This is a genomic window from Paenibacillus tyrphae (assembly GCF_024158745.1).
Taxonomy (GTDB): Bacteria; Bacillota; Bacilli; order Paenibacillales; family NBRC-103111; genus Paenibacillus_G; species Paenibacillus_G tyrfis_A.
Genome location: NZ_JAMZAW010000001.1, coordinates 540,284 through 565,731, shown reverse-complemented (window position 1 = coordinate 565,731; position 25,448 = coordinate 540,284). Strand labels below are relative to the sequence as shown.

General features: G+C 51.4%; 28 protein-coding genes and 2 tRNA genes. 14 read left to right on the top strand and 16 right to left on the bottom strand.

All coding sequences use genetic code 11. The features are described 5' to 3' along the window. Positions 1–231: 231 nt before the first annotated feature. The gene (locus tag NI000_RS02555) at positions 232–1,749 is read left to right on the top strand and encodes a hypothetical protein (RefSeq protein ID WP_253407387.1); all 1,518 of its coding nucleotides are present in this window, start codon (positions 232–234) and stop codon (positions 1,747–1,749) included. Positions 1,750–1,809: 60 nt separating this feature from the next. Here NI000_RS02555 and NI000_RS02550 read toward each other — a convergent pair. From NI000_RS02550 to NI000_RS02540, 3 genes are all read right to left on the bottom strand, one after another. Continuing rightward, positions 1,810–1,882 (bottom strand) — tRNA-Val (locus NI000_RS02550). Between the two features lie 111 nt (positions 1,883–1,993). Beyond that, positions 1,994–2,752: a hypothetical protein gene (locus NI000_RS02545; RefSeq protein WP_253407385.1), complete on the bottom strand. Its 759-nt coding sequence runs from the start codon at positions 2,750–2,752 to the stop codon at positions 1,994–1,996. A 296-nt stretch (positions 2,753–3,048) separates the two neighbouring features. After that, a tRNA-Val gene (locus tag NI000_RS02540) sits at positions 3,049–3,121 on the bottom strand. A 190-nt stretch (positions 3,122–3,311) separates the two neighbouring features. Here NI000_RS02540 and NI000_RS02535 point away from each other — a divergent pair. Further along, positions 3,312–4,262, top strand: a complete 951-nt coding sequence (locus NI000_RS02535; protein ID WP_253407383.1) for a hypothetical protein — start codon at positions 3,312–3,314, stop codon at positions 4,260–4,262. On the opposite strand, the gene NI000_RS02530 is transcribed toward NI000_RS02535, so the two are convergent. After that, entirely contained in the window at positions 4,239–4,685 is a 447-nt protein-coding gene (locus tag NI000_RS02530) for a PilZ domain-containing protein (protein WP_301292266.1), read from the bottom strand. The genes NI000_RS02535 and NI000_RS02530 overlap by 24 nt on opposite strands. A gap of 335 nt (positions 4,686–5,020) precedes the next feature. Between NI000_RS02530 and NI000_RS02525 the strand changes: the two genes are divergently transcribed. Both NI000_RS02525 and NI000_RS02520 read left to right on the top strand, forming a co-directional pair. After that, positions 5,021–6,058 carry a phosphotransferase enzyme family protein gene (locus NI000_RS02525; RefSeq protein ID WP_253407379.1) on the top strand — a complete coding sequence of 346 codons (1,038 nt, stop codon included), beginning with the start codon at positions 5,021–5,023 and terminating at the stop codon, positions 6,056–6,058. Then, positions 6,055–6,348, top strand: coding sequence for a DUF1811 family protein (locus NI000_RS02520; RefSeq protein WP_253407377.1), 294 nt, complete (start codon positions 6,055–6,057; stop codon positions 6,346–6,348). The genes NI000_RS02525 and NI000_RS02520 overlap by 4 nt, the downstream gene beginning before the upstream one ends. Here the strand turns inward: NI000_RS02520 and NI000_RS02515 are convergent. Then, complete coding sequence (locus NI000_RS02515; RefSeq protein ID WP_054972052.1) at positions 6,345–7,067, bottom strand: Crp/Fnr family transcriptional regulator; 723 nt, start codon at positions 7,065–7,067, stop codon at positions 6,345–6,347. The two genes, NI000_RS02520 and NI000_RS02515, sit on opposite strands and share 4 nt — an antisense overlap. Positions 7,068–7,273: 206 nt before the next feature. On the opposite strand from NI000_RS02515, the gene mobA reads away from it, so the two are divergent. Then, a complete protein-coding gene (gene mobA, locus NI000_RS02510; RefSeq protein WP_054972053.1) occupies positions 7,274–7,906 on the top strand; it encodes a molybdenum cofactor guanylyltransferase in 633 nt (210 codons plus the stop codon). 122 nt (positions 7,907–8,028) lie between these two features. Next, on the top strand, positions 8,029–8,559 hold the full coding sequence (locus tag NI000_RS02505) for a divergent PAP2 family protein (RefSeq protein ID WP_253407369.1): 531 nt from the start codon (positions 8,029–8,031) through the stop codon (positions 8,557–8,559). On the opposite strand, the gene NI000_RS02500 is transcribed toward NI000_RS02505, so the two are convergent. The 3 genes from NI000_RS02500 to NI000_RS02490 all read right to left on the bottom strand — a co-directional run bounded on the left by NI000_RS02500 (position 8,513) and on the right by NI000_RS02490 (position 11,344). Further along, a complete protein-coding gene (locus NI000_RS02500) occupies positions 8,513–10,153 on the bottom strand; it encodes an ATP-binding protein (protein ID WP_253407367.1) in 1,641 nt (546 codons plus the stop codon). The genes NI000_RS02505 and NI000_RS02500 overlap by 47 nt on opposite strands. A 170-nt stretch (positions 10,154–10,323) precedes the next feature. After that, entirely contained in the window at positions 10,324–10,557 is a 234-nt protein-coding gene (locus NI000_RS02495; protein ID WP_025853309.1) for a DUF3892 domain-containing protein, read from the bottom strand. 43 nt (positions 10,558–10,600) lie between these two features. Then, entirely contained in the window at positions 10,601–11,344 is a 744-nt protein-coding gene (locus tag NI000_RS02490) for an MBL fold metallo-hydrolase (RefSeq protein WP_253407366.1), read from the bottom strand. 188 nt (positions 11,345–11,532) lie between these two features. Between NI000_RS02490 and NI000_RS02485 the strand changes: the two genes are divergently transcribed. The 3 genes from NI000_RS02485 (at position 11,533) to NI000_RS02475 (ending at position 13,127) form a co-directional block, all read left to right on the top strand. Next, positions 11,533–11,880 carry a hypothetical protein gene (locus tag NI000_RS02485; RefSeq protein WP_253407365.1) on the top strand — a complete coding sequence of 116 codons (348 nt, stop codon included), beginning with the start codon at positions 11,533–11,535 and terminating at the stop codon, positions 11,878–11,880. 232 nt (positions 11,881–12,112) lie between these two features. Beyond that, positions 12,113–12,727, top strand: coding sequence for a stalk domain-containing protein (locus tag NI000_RS02480; RefSeq protein WP_253407363.1), 615 nt, complete (start codon positions 12,113–12,115; stop codon positions 12,725–12,727). A gap of 100 nt (positions 12,728–12,827) precedes the next feature. After that, complete coding sequence (locus NI000_RS02475; RefSeq protein ID WP_010492079.1) at positions 12,828–13,127, top strand: DUF1292 domain-containing protein; 300 nt, start codon at positions 12,828–12,830, stop codon at positions 13,125–13,127. A 126-nt stretch (positions 13,128–13,253) separates the two neighbouring features. Here the strand turns inward: NI000_RS02475 and NI000_RS02470 are convergent, their stop codons facing one another. Next, a complete protein-coding gene (locus tag NI000_RS02470) occupies positions 13,254–13,673 on the bottom strand; it encodes a DUF1885 family protein (RefSeq protein ID WP_025853302.1) in 420 nt (139 codons plus the stop codon). Between the two features lie 136 nt (positions 13,674–13,809). Here NI000_RS02470 and NI000_RS02465 point away from each other — a divergent pair, with 136 nt between their 5' ends. Next, positions 13,810–14,652 (top strand): Cof-type HAD-IIB family hydrolase, encoded by an 843-nt coding sequence (locus tag NI000_RS02465; protein WP_253407361.1) that lies wholly within the window; start codon positions 13,810–13,812, stop codon positions 14,650–14,652. A 230-nt stretch (positions 14,653–14,882) separates the two neighbouring features. Here the strand turns inward: NI000_RS02465 and NI000_RS02460 are convergent, their stop codons facing one another. After that, positions 14,883–16,352 (bottom strand): aminotransferase class I/II-fold pyridoxal phosphate-dependent enzyme, encoded by a 1,470-nt coding sequence (locus NI000_RS02460; RefSeq protein ID WP_309247865.1) that lies wholly within the window; start codon positions 16,350–16,352, stop codon positions 14,883–14,885. A gap of 365 nt (positions 16,353–16,717) precedes the next feature. Here NI000_RS02460 and NI000_RS02455 point away from each other — a divergent pair, with 365 nt between their 5' ends. After that, the gene (locus NI000_RS02455; RefSeq protein WP_253407357.1) at positions 16,718–17,896 is read left to right on the top strand and encodes an MFS transporter; all 1,179 of its coding nucleotides are present in this window, start codon (positions 16,718–16,720) and stop codon (positions 17,894–17,896) included. A 68-nt stretch (positions 17,897–17,964) separates the two neighbouring features. Here NI000_RS02455 and NI000_RS02450 read toward each other — a convergent pair whose 3' ends face one another. Then, complete coding sequence (locus NI000_RS02450; protein WP_253407355.1) at positions 17,965–18,555, bottom strand: GNAT family N-acetyltransferase; 591 nt, start codon at positions 18,553–18,555, stop codon at positions 17,965–17,967. A 48-nt stretch (positions 18,556–18,603) separates the two neighbouring features. Next, complete coding sequence (locus NI000_RS02445) at positions 18,604–19,266, bottom strand: TetR/AcrR family transcriptional regulator (protein ID WP_253407353.1); 663 nt, start codon at positions 19,264–19,266, stop codon at positions 18,604–18,606. 161 nt (positions 19,267–19,427) lie between these two features. Here NI000_RS02445 and NI000_RS02440 point away from each other — a divergent pair, with 161 nt between their 5' ends. Continuing rightward, positions 19,428–20,624 (top strand): macrolide family glycosyltransferase, encoded by a 1,197-nt coding sequence (locus NI000_RS02440; RefSeq protein WP_253407352.1) that lies wholly within the window; start codon positions 19,428–19,430, stop codon positions 20,622–20,624. A 91-nt stretch (positions 20,625–20,715) separates the two neighbouring features. Here the strand turns inward: NI000_RS02440 and NI000_RS02435 are convergent, their stop codons facing one another. From NI000_RS02435 to NI000_RS02420, 4 genes are all read right to left on the bottom strand, one after another. After that, positions 20,716–21,480, bottom strand: a complete 765-nt coding sequence (locus NI000_RS02435) for a hypothetical protein (protein WP_253407351.1) — start codon at positions 21,478–21,480, stop codon at positions 20,716–20,718. A 165-nt stretch (positions 21,481–21,645) separates the two neighbouring features. Next, positions 21,646–22,071 (bottom strand): universal stress protein, encoded by a 426-nt coding sequence (locus NI000_RS02430; RefSeq protein WP_253407350.1) that lies wholly within the window; start codon positions 22,069–22,071, stop codon positions 21,646–21,648. A gap of 94 nt (positions 22,072–22,165) precedes the next feature. Continuing rightward, on the bottom strand, positions 22,166–22,492 hold the full coding sequence (locus NI000_RS02425) for an SPW repeat domain-containing protein (protein ID WP_253407349.1): 327 nt from the start codon (positions 22,490–22,492) through the stop codon (positions 22,166–22,168). A gap of 188 nt (positions 22,493–22,680) precedes the next feature. Then, on the bottom strand, positions 22,681–23,307 hold the full coding sequence (locus NI000_RS02420) for a DUF1054 domain-containing protein (RefSeq protein ID WP_253407348.1): 627 nt from the start codon (positions 23,305–23,307) through the stop codon (positions 22,681–22,683). A 199-nt stretch (positions 23,308–23,506) separates the two neighbouring features. Between NI000_RS02420 and NI000_RS02415 the strand changes: the two genes are divergently transcribed. Together NI000_RS02415 and NI000_RS02410 are read left to right on the top strand one after the other, a co-directional pair. Further along, a complete protein-coding gene (locus NI000_RS02415) occupies positions 23,507–24,463 on the top strand; it encodes an ABC transporter permease (RefSeq protein WP_253407347.1) in 957 nt (318 codons plus the stop codon). A 30-nt stretch (positions 24,464–24,493) separates the two neighbouring features. Further along, the gene (locus NI000_RS02410) at positions 24,494–25,372 is read left to right on the top strand and encodes a carbohydrate ABC transporter permease (protein WP_253407346.1); all 879 of its coding nucleotides are present in this window, start codon (positions 24,494–24,496) and stop codon (positions 25,370–25,372) included. Positions 25,373–25,448: the final 76 nt, after the last annotated feature.

Here is a 25,448-nt window from a genome sequence, read left to right as displayed (position 1 = left end):
TAAAGAAGCTAGGCCCAAACAAGCTGCCTAGCTCCTTTTTCATTCAACTATTCACCCTTTTTACCATCTGAGACTGTCCCACAGATTCTAAAATAGTTACTTTTGGGACAGCCTCTTTTCTTATCTCATCATCATTTCATGTTGAAACCGAGAATCACGAAATGTCGCATATAATTTTATTGTCGACATAAGGTAATTACAGTGATTATTCTGATAAAAAGGAAGTGTACTGTGTCGGAAACAAATCAAGGGGCGAAGGGAAAACTCGTGGTTAAAGTTGTTTCTGAATCGCAATCCCTTTTGCCCGGAGCAACTGTAGTCGTAAAAGATATGATGGGCAACGTGATTCAAAAATTACAAACAGATCAATATGGAAACACAAAAACGATTGATTTGCATGCTCCGTCTAAAAAACATGTTTTAAAAAAGTCGGGAGTAAAACCTTACAGCCAATATATTGTAACAGCGCAGCATCCAGGATATGCACCAGTCCAATGGATAGGGGTTCAAATATTTGAAGGCTCTAAAGCCATTCCGACCATTAAACTTCCTCCTTTACAAAGGTACAATGGAGATCAAAGAATACATACCATTGTAATGGATGAGCATCCGTTATATTCAGGAACGGCTTTACCTAAGATTGCCGAAGATCCTTATCATATTCCCGAGCCGCCGCCTCACTTATCGCCATATCTGTTGCACCCGCCAACGTCTCCATCATTCCCGGCAGCTTGTGCATGTGCATGTGCAGGTGCGACAGCCCCTCCACCATTCAATTTTATTATCCCGGAAAAAATTAGAGTGCATCTTGGATTGTTTGATGACGATAATGCAAGAAATGTCGATGTTCCGTTTGTAGAGTACATAAAAAGAGTGCTTCATATTGAAATTTTGGATTTTACGGAACAAGAAGCAATTGCAGCCAATGTAATCGCCGCAGTTTCATATACATTAAACCGGATATATACCCAATGGTATAGACTATTGGGAAAAGACTATGACATCACCATCGGAACAGATCGTGACCACGCCTATGCTCTGGAATATACCCCACAAGAGCCGCTTGTTCGAGGCGTAGATAAATATTTTAATGAATTTATCGCTTATCCCGGGCAAAAAATTCAACCGTTTTTCGCACAGTACTGTAACGGAAGGGAAGTCACATGCGCTTATAAGCAATGGCTTGAACAAATAGGCTCAGCAGAATTAGCTAGAAGGGGAATGAACTACAGAGAAATATTGAAGCACTACTATGGTGACAACAAGAATATTATTCAAGCTCGCGTTATGATTGAAGGAGGCAGAATCGTTCCCATTATTAAAATACTGCAGCAAGGTGATGAAGGTTCGAGTGTCGAATTAATGCAGCAATATCTCGGAGTGTTAGGTGAAAAATGGGGAGTAGACGCTTTTAAAGAAGCAGTTGAAGAGCAAGGAAGATTCGGAAGCAAAACGTTCGAGGCAGTAAAATTATTTCAAAAGGTCACCATGCATTTGCCACCTAGTGAACAGAATGGAATTATTGATCAGAATACGTGGTTGGAAATTATAAGGCAGTATAATGTAATGACTAGACGTTCATATGGGCGAAGTAACGTATATCCAACTCCTAATCCTATAGCTAGGAATCATTACATCAATTATGGTAATAGGAATTTGGCTTATTCTCCATTTACCATTCATCCGCACTTAGGACCGACGAATAGCTTTGCTTCATCAAATTGGTTTCATCCAAAAAGAAACGACTAGGGGAGTTGGAAACATAGAAAAAAGCCCGAAGAATCAAGGATTCACGGACTAATTTCATTATGACCTGTAGTGGGCTCGAACCACTGACCCCCACCCTGTCAAGATGGTGCTCTCCCAGCTGAGCTAACAAGTCACGTCGTATTTGTTGCTGCAAAAAATACTATACAGCAGATGAAGGAAGAAGTCAAGAAAAAAATGAAAAAAATGCCCGCAAAGCATCGAATGCTTTACGGGCGGGGGGAAATTATTTGAATGTGACCATCTGGTATACGGTTCGTCCGTCACCGGTAACTTCAATGGCTTGCCCTGTGGACGTCTGCGCTTTCATCTGAGAAGAGCCGCTTCCGTCCAAAAATATGCCGTCAACCAACGTGCCGGAGCCGATTTTCTCTTTGATCGCGGTACGGAATTGCTCGGGGGTGCAGGTCGTATTGGTGACGACAAGCCAAATGTTTCCGCCGGAGTTGTACACCAGCGCCGTGCGGCCGGAGGCTGTGCCGTTAACGCCTCCAGGAATATTTTCAGCGGTTGCTTGGTTTTTCCAGGTCGAGTCGCTGCCTAAGCGCATGCTGATTCCGCCTTGAGCCCAGTAGTTGGACTTATCCGATACGTTCAGCTCGCTGGCCCATTTCACGACCTGTACCGAATATTTGCTTGCTTTAGCGTCCCATACCAACGTTCCGCGCGCGTAACCGACGTTCACCGCGCCTTTATAAAGCTCGCCGATGGATCCGCCGCCTGCGGGTACATGGTTATTTACGGCAATCGACAGCAGGGTTCCGCCGGAACCGAAAAATCCGCCATTGATGCCGTAGCTGCTTTGATTTTTTAAATTGCTGCTGATCGCTTTTAATTTAATATCGTTGGGCGAAGCTTTCATTGCATGCAATACGACACCGTTGGAAGCCGTTACTTTGGAATACGTATAGTTGGCGGCCGCACTGACAGGCACAGCAAGAGCCAACAGGAAGATCAGCGCAAAGATGAGGGATTTCTTGAACATCTCCATACCTCTTTTCTTCGATTCATCTATTAATAGAAGATCGGCGCCTTCTTCAATTAACAATTTCATTATAGTAGGTTTATAGATTTGAAAAAATAGGAATACAATAGCTTTATATGGTAATTTTATGACTGATTATTTTAGGAGGCAGCGGAAGTGAAAGAAGCGAAGCCGGTCATGGTGAAAGCGGTAGAGAGATACTACGTTACGGTGACGGAATAAGCGAAGTCGTTTGTAATGTGCTGTTACAATGAGAAAAGCCGCGTCCCATAAGGGCTCGCGGCTTTCTGTTATAATGACCTGTGCAGGGCTCGAACCTGCGACCCCCACCCTGTCAAGATGGTGCTCTCCCAGCTGAGCTAACAAGTCATGATTCATATCTTGCGGGGACGTTTTCCATAATACCAAGATGGGCCCATAATGTCAAGCGTTAGCCTACAAATTTTTTTGTTTTTGTAAATATGGTTTATTCCGTCATGGATTCCTGCCTTTTATCCCTATATGTTCGTTATGGTATAATAGAGTAAGTTCGACATGCATTTGAAAAGAGGGGACTTTGATGAGAGATTTTCGATGGGCGCATATGCAGCCGCATATCGAAGGAGGAGAGAACGGGCAACCGGAATCGGAACAAGAAGCGCTGGATTGGGGCGAGCAGGAATGGGGGACGCACCGGTACCACGTCAACCGGCTGGTAGAGGACTCCGTATCGCTGCTGTCTATGCCGGAGAAAGCCGTCGTATTGGGAGCGGGGAATCACGGCGATGTTGGCCTGCCTCGGCTTTCCGTCCATTTTCAGCAGGTGACCGCGTTGGATACGGAAGATAATATGCTGCAGGAATGGCTCGATTCGGCCGGAGGAACCGCTAACAACCGGGTTCGTTCTTTAACGCGGGTCGACTATACCCGGCTGGACCAAATTTCCTTCTACGAAACGTTTGAGGAGCTGCTGGCGGAAGGTAAGCCTGCCGGGGAAATAACGGATTACTTAAGGGACTGCGCGTTTCGCGTGCGTGGGCTGGAGGCGATGCCTCATTTGAAAAAAACGTTTTCGCTCGTCATTTCCTCGGGTGTACATACGCAATTGTTTTATCCGGACGCGCTCATGCAATTTTACGGCTACATGGAGAAATACAATGAAAATGAAACCCGGCAAATTGTCGAGGCGCTGGGATACCTTCGGAACAGCCTGATATCGGATTATAACCGGATGCTGCTGTCGCTTGTAAAGCCCGACGGCCGGGTGACGGTATGGACGGATATGATTTTGCTGGACGAGGACAAGCAGTGGATCGCCGAGGAGTTGGACCGGCGGCGAACCGATAAGGAGAGGACGAGCTTCTTGTTCGAAGCGTTCGGGCAATACGGGATCGAAGCGGCTGTGCTAGGCCTCAAGGATCTTTACGACTCCTTTCGGCCGGATCAATTATTGTTCCGCAGCTGGGTCGGGTATACCGATTCCGGCAAAACGTATTTGATCGCCGGGTTATCTGGCCGGCTCCGCCTGTAGTATTCCGAATTCGGCCAGATCTTCTTCGGTACAGAAGCTGCACTGCGAGATGACGGTGGTTTTGCGAAGCTTGATCGCTAATTGATTGATCATGCTGGTCAATGCCGTCGTCTCCTTTTCGTTATGCGAAAATTGAACGCAGTATTCCGGATGACCGGTTTCCGTCTGCCCGGAGCGCACAAGTATCCCCAGCGTCCGGTATTCTTTGGCCAGAGCGGTGAACTTTAGCTCGATTAATAAACGGCTTTCCTCGGGCAGTGGGGCTGCGGTTAAAAAGCGCGCTCCACCGGCGCTAAGGTCCAGCATGGCGGCCTTCATCGTTTTGAATTCCGGCTCAAGATCGGCTATTCCGATAATTTTCAATTCCGCGCGTAGCGGCTGTTGAAAGCGCAAACGAAAAAAACTGCGCTTGTTTTTTTCCATAATCATCTCCAACAGTCCTTTGCAGCAAGGTGAAGAGGCAAATTAACGTTTACTATAGCAGAGCGGGTCTGGCTTAAGCAACCGCTTTCCAGTAAAAAGCCGCTCAGGAATAGAGCGGCGGTTGAATGCTGATGTTGTGATTCTTGCTGTGCAGCACTGCGCTGTTTCCGCTAATTTCAATCCGGTCGATCTCGCTTCGTACCGACGAGCCCGTCGGGAGAGGGAGGGAGTTTCATTCAAAGTGGTCCTCTCTTCCAAATTCGGATAAATCTATTATACAATATTGTCGGAAAAAGAACATTAAAACTTTGTTACACTTGTTAGGGGGAAATAATATGACCGGAAACGAAAAAGAGCGACTTTTATCGATTTTACGTCGATATGGGAATCATGAGTCTTGGGTGGTTTCGGAAATCGAAAACGGCTTGAACAATACGACCCGCTTCGCCCGGCACGGCGGCCAAGATTATGTGCTGCGCATCTACGAAAACCATGCGGACCACAATAAAGTGGCCTATGAGCACGAAGTGTTGAGGCAGCTCCAGAACGCCGATTTATCGTTTGCCGTCCCGGTACCGCTTGCGACAAAAGACGGAACTACTTATATCGACACAGGGGATGGCAAGCTGGCCGCGTTATTCCAGTACATCGAAGGTGGACGGGCGGAGCTGACGCTTTTTGCTCATGCGAGAACGACTGGTCAAGCGACCGGTGAGCTTGTAACTGCGTTGGAGCGGGTAACGGTTCCCTGGCCTCCGTCCTATACTCCCTATTACAATCTGGATGCGATTCATCCGCTGGTGACCCGTAAGAAGCTGGACGTATGGTTGTCGCAGGTCGGGAAGGGGGAATTGGAGCCTGCCGCGATCGGATTTCGGGAAGAAATGGCACTGCTCGAGGCCCGTTTGCCGGACTGGCTGAAGCGCCTTCCACAGCAGCACGTGCACTCAGATATCGTTTGCGACAACGTACTTATGCTGCAGGATCGGGTGACGGCGATTTTGGATTTTGAATTTGTTATGATCGATTTCCGGGCGCTTGAGCTAGCTGTGCTGCTTTATGAATGGGTCGATTTGACGGAGAACGGAATGATCAGCGATTTGGCCTGGGAGGCGATCAGGGCTTGCCTTGAAGGGTACGGGAGGAGCGCGACCTTAACTGCGGCGGAAATTGAAGCGCTGCCCCATCTAATCGTATTGCGGTGCATGGTGCTGACGCTTCATTTTCTCGGCCGATATTGGTCCGGGCTCGAACAAGAAGACGCTTCCCGCTACTTAATGGACTTTGCGCAAACCCGCAGCAGGCTGCAGCAGCACAGACCTGACTTGATTAAACTCGCAGAACAATATATTGGAACGGAGAATCGCGGATGAAAAAATTATACAGCCAGATGACGAAAGCCGAATTGGAACAAGAAATGAAGAACCTGCGGGAGGAGCTGGACCGGGCGGAATTCCCAAGCCAGCGCTCCGTGATCGAGCGCAAATATTATACGGCGCAGGCTTATACGCTCGATCCGGCCGATTTTCCGCCAGGGGTGTATAAGGTGGAAAATGTGCAGCTTCCGTTCATTTTAAGCTATGTGAACGGTATTATGGCTTGGGGGACATTAGGGGAAGAGCCGGATGCCAGCTTCCCGATTTCGATGCTGACCCGGCTCTAAATGCGGCACATATCAACCGGACAATTCTCGCATTGGCAGATGTCACGGAGATATGGCAAATCTTTAACGACGATGTAGTTGTTTTCCATAGCAATAATGTTGGCGCGTTTCAGATCGCCGAGCATCCGGTTGACACTCTCCCGGGTAGCGCCGATCATATCGGCAAGCTCGCTGTTTGTAAGCTTTTTGGTAATGACGATTTCCGATCCGTGATTTTTGCCGTACGTGTTGCACAGCCGGATCAATGTCGAGCAGAGAGCGCCGGGCTTGCCGAACATCATGAGATCGCGGAATTTCGTTTGGGTCATCCGATGCATAAGCCCCATCCACTTCATGAACTCGACGGCAAGATCCCCGTGTTGCCATAGCAGGACCTCCAAATCTTTTTGCTGGATGACCCCGATGATGGAGTTTTCCGTGACTTCGGCATTAAAGCTGTGTACGGAATTTTGAAAAGGGTCGACTTGTCCGAACAAGTCTCCGGTATTATAGACATAAAGGATGAAGCTTTTCCCTTCATCGCTAGCTTTCGTAATCTTCACTTGGCCGCGCTTCAAAAAATACAGCTTATCGGCCGCATCGCCTTCCCAGAACAAATGATTCCCGGCTTCGGCTCTCATTTCATACATAATTTCCTTAAGCTTCGTTAAGCTTTCTTCCGTAAAACAATCCGAATTGGCCACTTGGCTGACCGGTTTTCGTTGCAGTGTATCCGTCATGGTACATACCTCCGGCGTCGGTCTGGTTAAGACCTCTGTAGGTTTTGTTGTATCTAACATACCCTATTCCGTTGGATTTGTGATGTGACTTACATCACACTTCCTTAAATCTTCATATTTTTTTGTGATCTTTGTAACATGCAGCGCTTCGCCTGGCGTGTATAGTGAAGATAAGAATCACATTACATGGGGGAAGTGAAAACGTTATGATGACCGGAGTGCTATTGGCGGGCGGTCACCCGCGGCGGATTGAAGGCCGTCCCGCGGAACTGTTGGTGTTGGCTGGTGAAACGGTCGTAGCGAAGCAAATCCGCGAAATGCTTACGATCTGCGGAGAAGTCATTATCGTAACGAACGAGCCCAAAATTTTTCTTGAACATGTCCCCCGGTCCGTACGTATCATTACGGATTTTTACCCGGGCCGCGGACCGCTCGGCGGGCTTCATGCTGCGTTTACCTTGTCCAGATACCCGGAGCTCTGGGTAACCGGCGGGGCCATGCCGTTCGTTTCGGCTAGAGCAGCCTCCTTCCTGGCGGAGCACCGGAGCGTCTTCGGCTACGATGCCGTGCTGCCGGAGGTATCGGGACGGCCCGAGCCTCTGCATGGCATATACCGGCAAAGCTGTCTCACGGCATTGACACCCTTGCTGGAATCGGGAAGCGACGTACAACCGGGCTGGATGACGTTCCTGCGCAAGCTTCGTTGGGGCTGCGTCGAAGCGGATATGCTTCGCAAGCAAAATTTGGGGGATGCCTTTAACTTTCGGATTAAAACAGAAAAGCAGTATTCGGAAGCGGTTTCGCGGGCGCAGGCCCAGGTCCGAAGCGTATATCGGTAACAAAAGGGCGGAGCTTTTCCGCCTTTTTATTTTTTTCCCGGTTCGTGCTGGAAGCTATGGTAGTGAAAAGCCAAGTATAGAAGCGGCGGCGGATTACGATGCTAAGCTTGAGGTGATGGCTGATGAATCGGGCGTTATGGACGTCCCTTGCCGCTATAGGTACGGCACAAGCGCTAAAAATACCCGACCGGATCCGTGAGAGCGGTCATTTTGAGTGGTCGGACCTGTTTCGGACCGGTGGCATGCCGAGCTCGCATTCGGCCGGTGTCGTTTCGCTCGCGACTTATATCGGGCTTAAGAACGGCGCTTCCTCCATTTCGTTCTCGCTTGCTGCCGTACTGAGTCTGATCGTGATGTACGACGCCATGGGGATTCGCCGTCATGCCGGCATGATCGCATCGGAGGTAAACCAACTGGAGGATGTGCTCGTTAAATTAACGGAGCAGCATCCTCCACATGTGCATCGCAAAGACAAAGAGCTGGAAGAGCGGTTGGGCCATTTGCCGGAAGAAGTGTTGGGAGGGGCAGTCATCGGGGCGGCAATCGGTTGGCTCAGCTATATGACGGAGTTTCCCCAGCATCGCCGGGGGAAAGCGTGGGCCTCTTTTATACGGAAATCGTTGTACACGTTGAGCTGTCGTATGGTTCAATAAGATCGTTTGTCCCGGACGTCGGTAAAGTAATCGTAAATTTGGTGCCTTCGTCCGGTACGCTCTCTACCTCAATGGTCCCTTCGTGATCCTGAACGATTTTATGGCAGATGGATAAGCCCAGCCCCGTTCCGGAATCTTTGGTCGTATAGAACGGGATAAAAATTTTATCCAGCTCCGACTCCGGAATGCCTTTGCCGGTATCGGAAATTTCAATCACGGCATCGGGTCCCGCGGCAAACAGCCGGATTCGGACGATGCCTTGTTCGGGCATCGCTTCAAAGGCGTTTTTGACCAGATTCAGCAGCAGTTGAAGCATTTTATCCTGATCCATCAGCATATGAATATCCCGGTCGTCGTGTTCGAACCTGACTTGGTGTCCGAGTCTCGTCGTCTCCGAATCCAGAAGCGAGAGAACCCGGTAAATACAGCCTTGAATCGATTGAATTTTATACTGGGTGACATGCGGCTTGGAAAATTGCAAAAATTCGGCGGTCAGCATGCTCATCCGGTTAATTTCGTCCATAATCAGCTCATACCAAGGCTCAATGTTGTAATCTCCGGCTTTGGACAACTGCAGAAACCCCTTGATCGTTGTCAGCGGATTGCGAATTTCGTGCGCCATGCCCGAAGCCAGCTCGCCGACGACGCGAAGCTTCTCCGACCGCAGCATATGCTCCTCGCGCTTTAGCCAGCTTTCCCGCTTCATCATATACAGTCTGTGTTCGGCTACGACGATCAAATCGTCCTTGGTCACCCCGTCCCGGGAATAGCAGGCCATGCCGAAATTGATTTCGATGCCGGTCAGCTTAGGGAATTCGGAAGCAAGCAGCTGCGTGACGGCATTAACCGTCTCCTGCACGTCGTCCGATCGGAGCACGATCGCAAATTCGTCTCCGCCGTAGCGGCATATCAACAAAGCGTCGGGGAACATGATGCGCAGCAGCTCGGCCGCTTGTCTCAAAATTTTGTTCACTCCCTGAAATCCGTTTGTCGTATTCAGCGATTTGAGATCTTTGCAATCGATGAGCACGAGGATGACGGGCTCTTTTTGTTTGACGAGCTGCTCCATTTGTTTATGAAATTCCTGAAAATTATATAGGCCTGTTAGCGAATCGTGAGTACTCAGATGCTTCTTCTCCTTGGTAAGCAGCTGCTTTTGCTGCTCGATATCATAAATGTACTTGCGGAACGTAAAAGCAAGCAGCAGGCAGGTTCCTGCCGTAAACACAACTTCGATCAGCGTGCTCCAACTGAAGGAGCGCCCGGCCATCGAAATGAGAGCATAAGCCAGCATCAGAGCCGCATTGGCGCTAACCGCATAGCGAAAAGGAGCCGCCCCGTAAAACAGCTTGCACATATGCAGCAAGTAAAGCGGAAAGCACCAGTCGCTCAAGCTTGCGGCATGAAGCGCGACGAGAAGACTGAGTTGGACGGTAAGCTGTGCCGGTATGAACGTGTGAACGGAACGGATATGCGTGAGTGCGTAGCCAAGGGATGCGAGAATGAGCAGCAGCGGACTTGAGGCCTGATTGTGATAGAGGGAGGAAGCGCAAACCAAACCGGTATAAATGAGGAAGATCCAGCTACCTTTCATATTGGAACTCCAACTCCCGACTGATCCGTAGATTTATTAGTACTAAGAGAAATTCTGTATGGGGAGGTGGAATTCCTGCTTGAACTCCCAAATTCAGTAAAAACTTTTTTGGGGGGCAAAAAAAGAAAACCAAGCGGAATCGCCGGTCGGGATGCGCTTGGTTTCCGGGTTTAAAATCCGGGCAGGTTGTCGAGATTGTTGCTTGGATCTCCGTCGGCATTGGAACGCAAATGCTCATCTCCGTCTCTTCCGCGGAATACGTTCACGTTCTCAAGCTGTCCGTTTTTGGCGAGCTGCTGCGCTTCCAAGTAATCGACCACCTGGCCGGAAGACAGCTTCAATTCGACGATGTCTCCGTCGCCGTTTTTGCGTACGGCTACGACTTGCTGTTTGTTTGGTTCCATGCGTATCGCCTCCACGGACTATCATGCGCCGGATGGAGGCATTTTATGCTTCGAACGTATAGGTTTTGAACTGCTCGATAAACGTCATATCTCCGGTTTTGCCGATGAACTGAGGCATATCGTCGCCATAATGCATCAGCAGCGTCTTTTGCTGAATCGGCTTCGGCAGTGTCATCAGCTCGTCCAAAGTGGCGTGAACGATGCCGGGGGAGTACAGCTGGCAGTCATGCAAAAATACGGTGCAGCCCTTCTGATGAAGCTCGTGCAGCAGCGGACCGTTGAACCTAGTATCGGCGCTGAAGAAGATTTTGCCGTTAAGCAGGACCGAATAGCATGGCTTGCCCGGGATGTGATCGGCCGGGAGGAGTTCGACCGTCAGACCGGGATGCAGGGCTGTCGGCGTATGCTCGCCAAGTGCGACGACATTGAAGTAATCGTTAAGGGATGTAACGTTTTCCGCCAGATTCTCCAATCCGCCGCGAAGCGATTGCTCCCATAGGATCGTTTCCAGCTTGGAGGATACGAGCAGCGGTATTTTTCTTTTAAAGGTGTACATATAGCGAAAGGCGAGCTCTTCGAGTCCCCCTACATGGTCCGCGTGAGTGTGGGAGATGAGCACCGCATCGATCTGATCCAGAGAGACGCCGAGCTCGTGCAGAGCTCTTGGCGCGGTATAACCGCAGTCGATTAACAGCGTGAAGCCGCCGGCATAAACCAAGGCATTATTATTATAGTACGTTTTCGCAAATGCGCTTCCCGTACCTATCATTTGAATTTGCAGACTCACTTGGTTCCTCCGCTCGTTAAGGCTTCCAGCCGGATATGTTTTTAAATTTACCATGGTTATCTTACACGATTCAAGATGGGTTTGTCACATTTTGGGTAAATTTAATACATCTTGTTCCTCTTGTAATAGGAACAAACGTTCGATATAATAAAATCAAATCTTTATTTAAATTCAGCAGGTGAGGGAACATGCGGAATACGACAGTGGAACCGTGGGTACATCAATATGTCGTCACGCTTTATTTGCTTAAGGCGCTTGAACGCGACCGGAAGCATGCCGAAGCGATGAAGCTATCCAGAATATGGGGAGGGCTTTTCGAGCGGCTGCTGCTGTTGGCTGAGCGGGAGCATAACCATGTGAAGCAGCGGCTGCGCCGGAGCGGATGCCGCATCGTTCTGGAGGAAGTGACCCCCGAGCGTCACTACCATATCATGTATGTATTCCAAGGCTACGAGTTTCATTGCTCCATGATGCCAATCGTGCTGAAGGGCAAATGCGAAGAAAAGCTGCAGGAACTCCTTGGGGGCGTGAGCTGAAATTTCCCGTACAAGCGCACGAAACGCCACGGCTCGCCTTGCGTGAGCATCGTTCGACAATGACGACTTTGTTGGCATATTTTGTATAGAAAATGGAAAAAAACTTGTTCACACACAACATCTAGAGGGGCGCTTAAAAAAAACTGAAAGTTTTCTGGACGAAGTGCGCAACTCTTACCTCGCTATGGAGTATAAGATAGCAGAACGAAGAACATGATGGAGGTTGCTGGAAATGAAGGTGCCGCGATTGCTGACGCTGGTGCTGTCGCTTTCCTTATTCGGGACAGCGGGGGCGTTCGCCAGCTCCATGTGGGGCGATTTCGAAGGTTTTCCGAAAGTAAAGCTGATGATCAATAATGCGGAAAAGCCGTTCAAAGACGGTGAAACTCCCGCTTTTGTCGCGAAGGGAAGCGCCGTATTACCCGTTCGCGTGTTGTCTGAATCTTTGCAGGCGCTCGTGAAATGGGACGACGCTGCGAAGACCGTTTCCATTACCAAGCCGAACGTACATATGTTTGTTGCGAAGAAGGTCAATGACGACTATTCGATCAAACAGCCGTTCGGCGGCGTGAAGAAGGGCGACCGTCTCGACTTTGCCGTGTTTGCGCAAGTAGACAGCTTGACGACGCCGATTTCTTCTTTCAAAATCTCGATCCACGCTCCGAACGGGGAGCAAGTGGCGGTTCATGAGAAAGCCGTCAACGGCCAGAAGGAAAGCTTCTGGTACCCGTGGCCGTTTAACGTCACATTTGCCGAATCCGGGAACTATGTTGTGAAGTTCTCGATCAAACCGGACGAGCGCAGCGATTATACGGTTGTTTCGGAAAAGGTGATCGCATCCGAATAAGTTCGGCGGACGGTTGGAATAGCCCGGTTCATTGACTTCGTCTTGTCGTGCGTGGTACGATACGGGAGAACATTAAATTAAGATGAAATGAGGTTTTCCCATGAGCGATCACATTCATGACGCTTCCTGCGATCACGATCACGATCATGAGGACGATATCTTTATCGTGACCGACCAAGACGGAGTCGAGCATGAGATGGTGATGGTATACACTTTCGAAGCTAGCGACCGGGCCTATGCGGTACTTCTCGATCGTAACGATATGGAGGCAGACGGCGTTATTTTCCGGATAGACGAAGAGGACGGCGAAGCTTTTCTTGCGAGCATTGAAGACGAAGAAGAGTGGGATCGCGTTGTTCAAATCTACAATGAAATTGTGGAAGAACAAGAGCAGCAATAATGAATACCGTAAAAAACCTTTCTTGCGTGCAAGAAAGGTTTTTCGCATATTAAGCGGCTGCGAGGGGCAGGGGAGAACAATCGAAAAAAGACCGTTTCCGCAAAGGTCAACGGTCTTTTGGGACGTCTATTTACGCGGATTGAAGTACATGGTTCGTCCGTTAAATAAATGCAGTTCCGCTTTCCACAGCTTGGCGAGATACTTGCAAAACTCGTTACCCTTGGCTTTGTCGCCGTGTGTGGCATCCTCGGGAAGGACAAACTGGACGTAATGCCTTTGCGTCTCGCCCGACGTCTCCGATCCGACTCCTGCCACAATATATTTGTAGCGCGGGCTTGTTGCTTTTAAATAAAACCACTTGCCTTCCCCTTCGGGTTTCGTTTGAATCTCATAAGGAAATCCGGCTTCGTCGTATTCCCAATTGAGCTGTTTGCCGGTCAGCGCAAGCTGCTCGCGGTAATGCTCCAGTTGGGCCTTCAATTCATCTAACGTCAGGGAGGAAACGGCGGACCCTTCGACGAACTTGATATAAGCGCTTTGCGCCATGATGAATGCACCTGCCTATACATATGGACTGGAACGATTTTCTTGTTTGAAGTACCATGAACATCATAGCACTAAGAAAAATCAAATACAATACTTGTTCCGGCAGCGGAGACGGGCAGGGAAGAGGGAGAGAGCGATGAAAGACAGAAGGTTTGAAGGATATTTACTGGTCACGGACATGGATGGAACGCTGCTTGACAGCGCCAAACAGATAAGCGGGGAAAATCGGGCCGCCATTGAACGGTTTACGAGCCTGGGCGGCCGGTTTACGCTCGCAACAGGGCGGATCGCCGGATCGGTCCGGCCTTTCGTGGAGCAGTTGCCCGTAAATGCGCCGGCCATTTTGTACAACGGAGCGGTCATTCACGATTTCAGCCGCGGAGAGGCCGTCTGGGAACGGACGATGTCCGCTTCGGCTAAAGAAGCGGTGGGGCGCGTTCTTGAGCGGTTTCCCGGCATCGGCGTGGAATTGTATGTACGAGGAGGAGAGGCGCCCTATGTGCTGCAGGAGAATGCAGCGACGGAGCGTCACCGGGCCGTGGAAAAATTTCCGCTGCTGCGGCTGAATTCGTACGAAGACGTAGCGGAGCCGTGGGTCAAGCTGCTATTCGCCTGGGAGCCGTCGCTACTCGACGAAGCCGTACCCGAGATCGAGCGGTTGACGGCAGGGACGGAGGTCGTCTGGGTTCGTTCGGACGATAAATATTTCGAGATGCTGCCTCCGGAAACGACGAAGGGGCATGCACTGGAACGGTTGGCGGAGGAGCTTGGCATCCCGATGGAACGCTGCATCGCGCTGGGGGACCATCTGAATGACCTGGAGATGATACGCCGTGCGGGCATCGGTATCGCGGTCGCCAATGCGCATCCTGAGCTTCTGGGCGCGGCCAAGCGTCATGGCAAGCACCATAACGAGCATGCGATAGCCGACGCGATCGAATGGCTGGAAGAACAAGTCCGGCAGGGGACGCTAGCATAAAATAAATAAGCTTCTCCAGAGGAGAAGCTTCAGGCTGTCGAGAAACCTTAGGAGTAGAAAAACTCAGACAAATAGAGGTGGGGTATATCCCGTAAGAGTTTACGTCCGCCTTTGAAACCCGTGAAGATACCGCTAATTCTAATCAAGTTCACGGGTTTCAAGAGCGGCTGGAGGGATATACCCCACCGGCGTATGCAGAGAATTTTATACGCAGAGCTTGAATTGACTTTCTAGAAAATCGCGGGAGCTTCGACGATGACTTTGACGTATTCGATGCTGCGGTCTTCCGGTCCCTTGACCGGCAGCCCGACGTCGATATGCTCGGTAATGTAGTCGATGAGATCCTGCGAGATGACTTCGCCCGGGAGCAGAATCGGAATGCCCGGTGGATAGACGTAGATGAATTCGGCGATAATGCGGTCGGCCGACTCCTTGAACGGGATCAGCTCCGTGTCTCCGTAGAACGCGTCGCGCGGAGCCAAGGCGAGCTGCGGAATTTTCGGGATTTTGATGACCAGTTCGTTCGCCTGGCGAATGTTGTAGTTCTCCTCGGACAGCCGGCGCAGCGCGACAAGTAGGGTGTCGACGTTTTCGCGCGTATCGCCCGGCGTAACGAGGCACAGCACGTTGTACATATCGCTGAGCTCGACTTCGATATTATAGTGCTCGCGCAGCCAATTTTCCGCATCGTAGCCCGTAATGCCGAGATGGCGCACGTGGATATTAACCTTTGTCGGATCGTAATCGTAGGTCGCTTCCGTGCCCAGAATTTCTTCACCAAAGCATTCCAGTCCCGGGATACGGTTGATTTCCTCACGGGCATAGTTTGCTAGCTCCAATGCCCGTTCCGCCATCATGTGGCCGTTCAGCGCCAGATTTCGCCGCGCGCAGTCCAGCGACCCGAGCAAAATATAGGACGTCGAAGTCGTCGTCAGCATACTGATGATTGTCTTCGCGCGGCGCACGTTCACGCGTCCTTCGCGAATGTTCAGCACGGAGCTTTGCGTCATCGAGCCGCCAAGCTTATGCACGCTCGTAGCGGCCATGTCGGCGCCGGCCTCCATGGCGGACATCGGCAGTTTGTCGTGGAAATGAATCAGCACGCCATGGGCCTCGTCCACCAGCACCGGAATGTTGTAGCTGTGCACGATATCTACGATTTCCTTCAGGTTCGCGCACACACCGTAATACGTCGGATTGATGACCAGTAGTGCTTTGGCGTCCGGATGGCGCTCCAACGCGCGTTTGACGGAGCTGGTCGTCACGCCGTGATCGATCCCGAGGTTTTCGTCGCGAACCGGCTTCAAGAAGATTGGCTTCGCGCCGGCGAAAATGATCGCGGCCATGATCGATTTGTGAATGTTGCGCGGAACGATGATTTTGTCGCCTTGGGAGCAGACGGTAAGGATCATCGTCATGATGGCGCCGCTGGTGCCCTGCACGGAAAAAAACGTATGATCGGCCCCGAACGCGGCTGCGGCCAGCTTCTGGGACTCTTCGATAACGCCGGTCGGCTGGTGCAGGTCATCGAGCGGAGCTATATTAATCAGGTCGATGGAGAGCGCGTTATCACCGATAAACTCCCGGAACTCGGGGTCCATGCCGACACCTTTCTTATGTCCTGGAATGTGAAACTGTACCGGATTGCGTCCGGCATGCTCCTTAAGTGCGGTAAACAGAGGAGTTTTCGTTTGATCCACGGTCATCCCTACCCTTCGTGTGTACGAGTATTGTTGGCTATGCCAGCGTTTGCCGGAAAAAAAGCAAACAAAATGAGTATAGCAAAAAGCGACACGGATGCAAGCGGTTTTTGGTAAATAGTTTGTTAACCTGGCCGAATAATTAACCGCGGAGGCGAACGGAGGCGGAAAAAGCATTGCCGGGCGTGCTTTTCAAAGGCTTCCGCACGCAGGTTTGTCGATTTTGTTAATCTTAAAAAGCTTTCGTTTCCATCGTCAAAAAAGTTATGGTACGATAAGGATAATTTCTGCAAATGGCTTCGGCCGAACCCGCGGCTCAGGCCGTCTTAGGATCAACCAACAAATCGGGAGGAACAGTTACGCATATGAAAAAACAGCTGGCTATTATTATGGTACTGCTGATGACGATATTTATCGGCTTCGGCATTATCATCCCGGTGCTTCCCGACGCCGTCACCGGATCGGGGGCCGACAGCTTTCATCTCGGCATGCTGTTGTCGGTCTATTCTTTGGCGTCGTTTCTGATGTCTCCTGTATGGGGCGGATTATCGGACCGGATCGGGCGCCGCCCGCTTATCATGACAGGGGCGCTCGGCTTCAGCGTCAGCTTCTTCTTGTTCGGCATGGCGGGGGACAACCTTGTGCTGATGTACGTGTCGCGGATATTGGGAGGCTTGTTCTCCGGAGCGACTACCGCGTGCGCCGTCGCTTATGTTGCGGACATTACGACCGAGGAGAACCGCACCAAGGGTATGGGGCTTGTCGGCATGTCGATCGGTCTGGGTTTCATCTTCGGCCCGGCGTTCGGAGGCCTGCTGAGCCACTTCGGGCTGCAAGTACCGTTCTTCGCGTCTTCCGCGCTGGCGCTGGCCACCTTCGCGTTCGCCTTCTTCATGCTGCCGGAGTCGCTGACCCCGGAAATGCGGAGCAAACCAAGAGAAGCGAAAGCTTCCCGTTGGAGTGCATTCGTCGGTTCGCTCAAATATTTGTACGTGCTTTCGTTCTTCGTCTCGTTCACGCTGGCGGGGCTGGAGGCGACGCTGCTGCTGTTCGAACGGGATCAGATCGGCGCAACGCCGACGCAGCTCGGCATCATGTTCGCGGTAAGCGGCGTAGTCGGCGCCTTGATTCAAGGCGGTGTGGTCCGGCGGCTGATCAAAAAAGGGCAGGAAGCCCGCGTGATCGGCATCGGCCTGCTGCTGTCGGCGCTCGGCTTCGTGCTGATCCTGTTCTCCAGCAGCCTGCTTACCGCTTCGATCTACTTGAGCGTCTTCGCCGCAGGGAACGCGCTTATTCGTCCTTGCGTCACCTCGCTGATTACGCAGAAGACCAAGGTCGGACAAGGAGTAGCTTCCGGTTTAAGCTCCTCGATGGACAGCTTGGGCCGCATTACCGGGCCGCTGCTCGGGGCCGGTATTTACGATTACAACCACAGCGTGCCGTTCGTGACCGGAGCGGTCCTTTGTATCGCGGCCCTGTACTTGCTGTACCGTTTTATCGTCGCGGATCGCGCAGATACCCGGGCAGCGGGACAGCCCGTATAACGAAATCATGAGGAACGCAAAGAAGCCGCCGCATGCGATTGTTCGCTGCGACGGCTTTTCTTTCTTATTCACACCAGATGGCTCAGCGCCGAATCCGTCCGATCGCCGGGGGCCGGGGGCCATTCCTCCCGCGTCATGGCATAGATCGCATGATCTTCCCATACGCCGTGGATCTGCAAATAGTTGCGGGCCAGACCTTCCAGCCGCATGGCGTTTTTTTCGACGACGCGAATCGATCCTCTATTGCGAGGCATGATGGCCGCTTGAACCCGGTGAAGTCCGCAGTTCTCGAAAGCGAACCGGAGCACAAGTCCGACCGCCTCGGACATATAGCCCTGCCCGTTGAAGCGTTCGGAAATGTAATAACCTAGATTGGCATTCTGCCACGGCCCTCGAACGATAGATGATAGCCTGATCCGGCCGATAAGCTCGTCCGTGCCGTTCAAAAAAATACCGAAGGCGTAGGCACTGTCCTGCTCCCGTTCGGCGATCGTCTTCACCAGAGATTCTCGTACGGCGTCGAGGGTAAAAGCGTTGCTATCCTGCAGAGGCTCGAACGGACGGAAGAACGTTTCGTTTTCCGCCCGCAGCAGATGGAGTGCTGGGACATCCGGTAAATCAAGAGGTCGGATATAGATCCGGTCTCCGTGTACAATCATGAAGCTGTCTCCTTTGGAACCCGAGTATGAAGCGTATGTCTCCACAGCTTACCGAGTGGCGAGTCCGTGCATAATAAATTGGATGCACGTCTCCGCTTCTTCTTCCTCGTCCCATTCTTGTTCCGGTACGAGCAGGAAACGGGTAATTAGGAAGCCGATGATGACCGAGGCGGTCAGCCGGACTACGGTGGCGGCAGGAAGGGGGATGATCTGCCCTTCTTGTTGAAAAAAAACAATCACTTTTTTGATTCGCGTTAATACTTCGTTCATGACGTCCGTCTTGAACTGCTCCTGGAGGTCGGGGTGAAACGGAATTTCCTGCATCAAAATTTTGATCATGGGCAAATTCTGGCGGGCGAACTCCAGACGGTTGCGGATGAGCGACCGCAGAAAGTCCTCGTACCGGGTATACTTCGCCTCCAGCACCGGCGTAAAATTACGGAGGACGAACGGGGCGACGAGCTTAGCCATGATCGGAAGGACGATGGACAGCAGCAAGTCTTTTTTGGTTTTGTAATGACGGAAGATTGTGCCTTCCGCAACGCCTGCTTTTTGCGCGATTTCACTCGTAGAAGCTGCGGCGTAGCCTTTCTCGGCAAAAATCTCGATGGCCGCATGCAGGATTTTCGTTTGTTTTTCCGTCATTTTCGGTTCTTCGTCGCTTAGCTTAAGCAGCTGCTCGATCCAATCTTCGTTCGATTCGGGTAACATGACTCACACCTCTTTGATGCATAGTTCGGGAGCCTTATATATTATACACCAAAATTGTCCTGAAGTGTGAACAAGCGTTCGAAAGCGTTGATTTGGAAGGCGATTCGGGTTAGGTATTTTGATATATCTTTACGATAATTTCTTCATGAAAGGTGATGACTATGGCACGCGTTTTGCTGATCAACGGAGGTTCCGAAGGACATATCAATCCAACCCTCGGTGTGGTTCAAGAACTTATCCGTCGCGGTGAAGAGGTGGTTTACTTTGTAGCGGAACAATTTCGTGATCGCGTCGAGCCGACGGGGGCGGAGGTGATCACATTTGATGGAGGCAAATTTCTTGAGGCGTTCCTTTCCGGAGGAAGAACTCCTTGGGTACGAGTGGGGGGACTATTGCGCACGGCCGACATCGTCATTCCCAGTGTTCTGGAGCAAACAAAAGGAGAACGTTTTGATTACATTATTCATGACTCCATGTTTGGCTGTGGACGTTTGCTTGCGCAAATACTTGACCTGCCGGCAGTTAACTCGTGCACGAGTTTTGCATTTCAACAAAGCAGTTTTGACCAACTGCAAGATCTCCTCTCGCACCATGTTCCGGCAGACGTGAATGAACGTGCACAACAGGAGTTTCACCAACTGGTCAGTAACATGCAAGCGAAATACAATGTGCAAGTCGACTCCGCCTACGAGGTTTTCTGCAATCCCGCGCCACTGACCATCGTCTACACGTCGAGACGCTTCCAACCTGATGGAGAAAGCTTCGACGAGACGTACAAGTTTGTTGGACCGTCTATCGTGCCGCGCACCCAGGGTCAATTTGATTCCTCTCCTCTGGACACGGAACATCTGATTTACATATCGCTCGGCACCGTTTTCAATCAAGCCGTGGATTTTTACAAACTCTGTTTTGCGGCGTTCGCCGAAACGAAGTACACTGTGATTTTATCCGTCGGCAGACAAACCCAGATTGCGGAATTGGGAGACATTCCAGCGAATTTTATCGTTCGCGACTACGTACCGCAACTCAAAGTACTGCAACGCGCCAAATTGTTTATCACACACGGCGGCATGAACAGCACCAGTGAAGGCCTTTATTATGGTGTGCCGCTGATTGTATTTCCCCAAAGTGCCGACCAGCCTGTTGTGGCGCGGCGCGTGGCCGAAATCGGTGCGGGTTTACACCTGAAGCAAGAAGGCCTAACCGCAGGAGATCTCAGAGAGGCGGCGGAACGCGTACTCAAGGATACTTCAATTCGAAAGGTATGCGTTGAACTTGGCGATTCGTTCCGAGCTGCGGGCGGGTATCATCGGGCCGTCGAGGAGATCTTCGCGTATAAACGAAGTCTAATGAAGTGACACTCCGCCGCCGTTTTCGTAAAGGCTGGAAAAGCAAAAAACCGCCCCTATCGGGACGGTATAGGTCGTAAGCACTATTGAATCGTAAGTGCTATGGAGCGGTTGGAGCGTTATTCGTTTCAGGGTTCTTCCTGTCCTGCGAAGGCTTGCGGTCGACCATGTTCTCAATCCACGGGGTCATCTCGTCCTTGATTTTGCCGACCAGCTGCTCTTTGGACATTCCCCTGCTTTGCGCGATGTCGGTCAGCGATTTGCCCGACTTCAGTTCGGTTTTCAACTGGTCCTCGCTCATTCCGAGAATGGAGGCGAGCTTGTCCGGCGCGATGCCCAAATGTTTTTTGCCCGCATGCATGCCGAAACGGCCGCCTTTGCCGTCAAAGGTGCGGTTAACCATCGATTTCAGGTGCTCCGTCATGCGGCCTTTGAACTTCTCCGCTTGCTCGGCAGTCAGCTTCCCGGAGGCTGCGGCTTCGTCGATCGTTTTGCTGCGTGCTGCCTGCAGCTTGGCGACCAGATCGGCCTCGCTCATGTTTTTCTCCGCGGCCAACTGCACGAGCGTCTTGTCTTTAAGCGAGGCGATTAGCGAGGCTTTGTCCGTGCCGAGAATCACGGCGGCTTCTTCGAAGATCGGCATACCTTTGACGGAAGCGCCGGAGTCTTCGGAGCCGTCATGCCCGCTTCGCTTGCCGAACCACTCATGGAATGGGCCGGCTTTCGCTTTCGTCTCGGACGGCTGCTGCGCGGTCGCATCTTCGGCGCGCGCAGATTGTCCGCTTCCATACAGGACCCCGCCTCCGAGCAGAAGCGCCAGTGCCAGAGAGGAGACGATTACCCGTTTCGCATACGTTTGCTTCATGCAGGTTCACCTTCCTGATGTTGGATTGGTTTTGCAACCATGATTAGGATAGGCAACCAGGCTTAACCTTACTTTAAAGCAAGCTTAGGCTAAAATAAAATTTTGAGCAACGACGAATAGACCGCCGGTCGGGCGGTCTGGTCGGACGATATAGGAGAATTCGGTTTATTTCACAATCAGCACGGGTACCTTGGCCTGCTGCACGACGTTATGGCTGACGCTTCCGAGAAAGAACTCGCGGATTTTCCCGAGTCCCCGGCTTCCCATGACAATCAGGTCGCACCCGATCTCTTCCGCATGCTCCAGGATGCTATAAGCCGGCTGCCCCCGGGTCAGCGTAAATTTCACGTTTAGCGTCGACGGGATGAGCGACTTGGCTTCCTCGATCGTCGCTTCGGCAGCTTCGATGTAATTGCTGTTAACCGCATATTCGCTGCCGACAAAGGTAGGAAGGGCGTACACATGAATAATTTCGAGCCGCGGAGGATGTAGGCTGTGAGATTGTTCCTGGACCAATTCGACCGCACGTTTCAAAGCTTTCTTCGATAAATTCGAACCGTCATAGGCAACAAGGATTTTAGAAAATAACATCATCCTCACCTCATTTGCGGTTTAGTGGGTTACGATTTCATTATACCACAAACAACCGCTTACATGACGGAAAATTCAGAAAATTATCAATAATTTAAGCCTCCGCATTCATATTATAAAAGTTCAGGAGGACCGTCACAACGCCTAGCACCAGAATGAAGAGGGTCATCCCCAGACCGAACGAGAAGACGAAGGGCAGCATCATAAACCAAACGCCCGCCAAAAATGCTATCCAATGCTGCCACGAGCCCCAGCCCGTTTTGCCCAATGCCAGCAGCGAGAAGGCGAGTTCAGCGAAGCCGGCGGCCATACTGCTCCACAGAGCTCCGGAATGGCCGGAAAAACCGAGAATCCACGGAGCGCCTATGAACCAAATACCAATTAGCGCAGCCAGCAGGTTACGAACCGCAGTTTTCTTCATGCCTACCCCTCCCTGAAATGGATGGCCGTTCTATGTTAACTATATGCAACCGATTTCAAAAGGTGCTAAATTTACACTAATTATTGTAAAAAATGTGAGCAAGGTGGGGCTGTGGAACATGCAGCATCGCAAAACATAGAAAAAGGCCCCCATCGTCGGCTTGAGCCGGAGGGAGGCCTTGTCCTTGCTTAACGCTTGGCCATTTTGTATAAAGGCAGGGCAGAGATCATTGTTTCTTTAGCCAGCCGGAGGAAGGCTTGTCCGTCTGCCAGCACCGGATCATCGGCAGGAATGTTGCGGCCGACCAGCAGCTCGACCTTCTTCACGTCGCGAAAACGGCGGAGCGCTTGCTCGAACTGGCTCTCATCCAAGTCCCTGACCGGTACAGCGTCTTTTTGCATATGATCGAACGAAAGCACGAAATCTTCGGGCAGAGCGGAGCGGACCTCAGCCAGGCGGTCCAAATACGTTTGGGCAATTGCCTGCTTATTCGGCAGTTCGTAGATCAGGGCGAGCCAAATGAACACCCGGTCATCGAACAAGCCGATCTGAAAATGGGGAAGCTGCTTGTAACCGCGCTTGCTGCTTGAGAACGACATCCACGTGTCGACGGGTGGGTTCACCTTGCGGCGCGCATGCTTGGCGATGTGCAAAAACAGCTCTTCTCCCGCCTTCACGGCAATCTCATCCAGCAGCTCGCTGCTGATAGCGCCGAATTTAGGCTGAATGCGCGAGCGGATCGCTTCCATCCGTCCCTCCAGGCCTTCTATCGTAAAGGTTCCGAAATCCGTTGCGGTAAAGCCGGTAAACTGCATGACTAAAGACTCCTTTTTTTTATCGATGACAACAATATAGCATAAAATGGGACGTCCGGGCACGCGTTCGACGACTGACGACATTTTTTTTAGCCCGAAGCCAAAAAAAACACAAGGACGAGAAAAGGCATTCCATTGTTGAAAGCGTTTTTACGAAGTAGGATGGAACTACATTAGGACGGAAAAGGAGGGGGCACGCATGGCGGTAAAAATGCAGGCGGTGAAAACGATCAGTTACAAATCCGGGACCCGTAAAAACGTACTGCGGTTCATGTGGAAATACAAAACGCTTTATTTGATCTCGCTTCCGGGGATCGTCTATTTTTTCATTTTCAAGTACGTTCCGCTGCTCGGCTCGGTGATCGCCTTTCAGGATTACAATATTTTTCAAGGCATGTTGGGCAGTAAATGGGTCGGCCTCGCGCATTTTAAACGGATGTTTGCCCATTACGATTTTTTGAACATTCTCAACAATACGCTGCTGATCGGATTGTACGACCTGCTCATCGCGTTCCCGGCGCCGATCGTCCTGGCGCTGCTGCTCAACGAGCTGCGTCTGGTGCTGTACAAGCGGATGCTGCAGACAGTCGTCTATATGCCGCACTTCTTGTCCTGGGTCATTGTCAGCGGCATCGCCATCGGCATCTTGTCGCCGTCGACCGGAGCGGTGAACCAGTTCATCAGCTGGCTCGGCTTCGAGCCGATCTACTTCCTCGGTGAAGAATCGTGGATTCGCACGGTGCTTATCGGCTCAGGCATCTGGCGCGATTCGGGGTACGGGACGATTATTTTCCTCGCGGCGCTGGCGGGCGTCAACCCGGACTTGTACGAGGCGGCCGAGGTGGACGGCGCGAGCCGCTGGCGCCAGACGCTATCCATTACGATTCCGGCGCTGCTGCCGACGATCATGATCATGTTCCTGCTTCACATTGGCAAGTTTCTGGATTTCGGCTTCGAGCGCGTCTACGTGTTCCTGAACCCGCTCAACAAAAACAACGGCGAAATTTTGGACACGTATATTTATCAGGTCGGTCTGCTCGGGCAGCAGTTCAGCTATACGACGGCCATCGGCTTGTTCAAATCGGTCGTCGGTCTGTTGTTGATCGTCATCGGCAACACGCTCAGCAAGAAAACAACCGGGGAAAGCTTGTATTAACGGCTGCGGGAAGCGGGAGGTGTAAAAGCTATGAAAAAAGCAAGCGCAAGCTGGCAAGTTTTTAATGCGGCGAATCTTATTTGTCTGACCTTGCTCGGGCTGGCGATGTTTCTGCCGTTCCTTGGCGTGCTGGCACAATCGTTCAGCAGCTCCGAGGCCGTCATTGCCGGAAAAGTATTGTTCTGGCCCGTTGACTTCACCTGGATCAACTATCAGTATGTATTCAGCGACGCTTCGATCTGGCGTTCCTTCGGGATTACGGTGTACATTACGGTGGTCGGCACACTCATCAATCTGATAGCAACCGCTTCGCTCGCTTATCCGGTATCGAGGCAGGAATATGTGGGGCGGAAATTCGTCGTCGTCATGGTGCTTATCACAATGGTATTCAGCGCTCCGCTTATTCCGAACTTCATCTTGATGAAAAGCCTCGGATTGACGAATACGCTATGGGCGCTGCTGCTTCCCGGCGCGATCAGCGCATTTAACTTTTTCATCATGCGCTCGTTCTTTATGCAGATTCCTTCGGAGATTATCGATTCCGGTCGGATCGACGGCTGCACCGAGCTGCGGATGATCTGGAGCATCGTGATGCCGCTTTCCAAGCCCGTGATGGCGTCTCTGGGCATTTTCTACGCGGTGGGCCATTGGAATACGTACATGAATGCGCTCTACTACGTCAATAACCCGGCCTTGAGGCCGCTCCAGGTGAAGCTTCGCCAACTGATCGATTCGAACGAGATCAACATCGACCCGTCGGCTTCCCAGTTCAGTTCGCTCGCGCATATGGACCCGGAAGGAATCAAGATGGCGACGATCATCATTGCGACGCTGCCGATCGTGCTCATCTATCCGTTCCTGCAAAAGCATTTTGTCAAAGGCATGATGGTCGGCTCCGTGAAATCTTAGTTTCCGGCCTCAGGTACCGGAAGCTCCTACATCGGTAAAACAGGGCGTTCTCCCCAATAAAAGCACAACCCGGCGG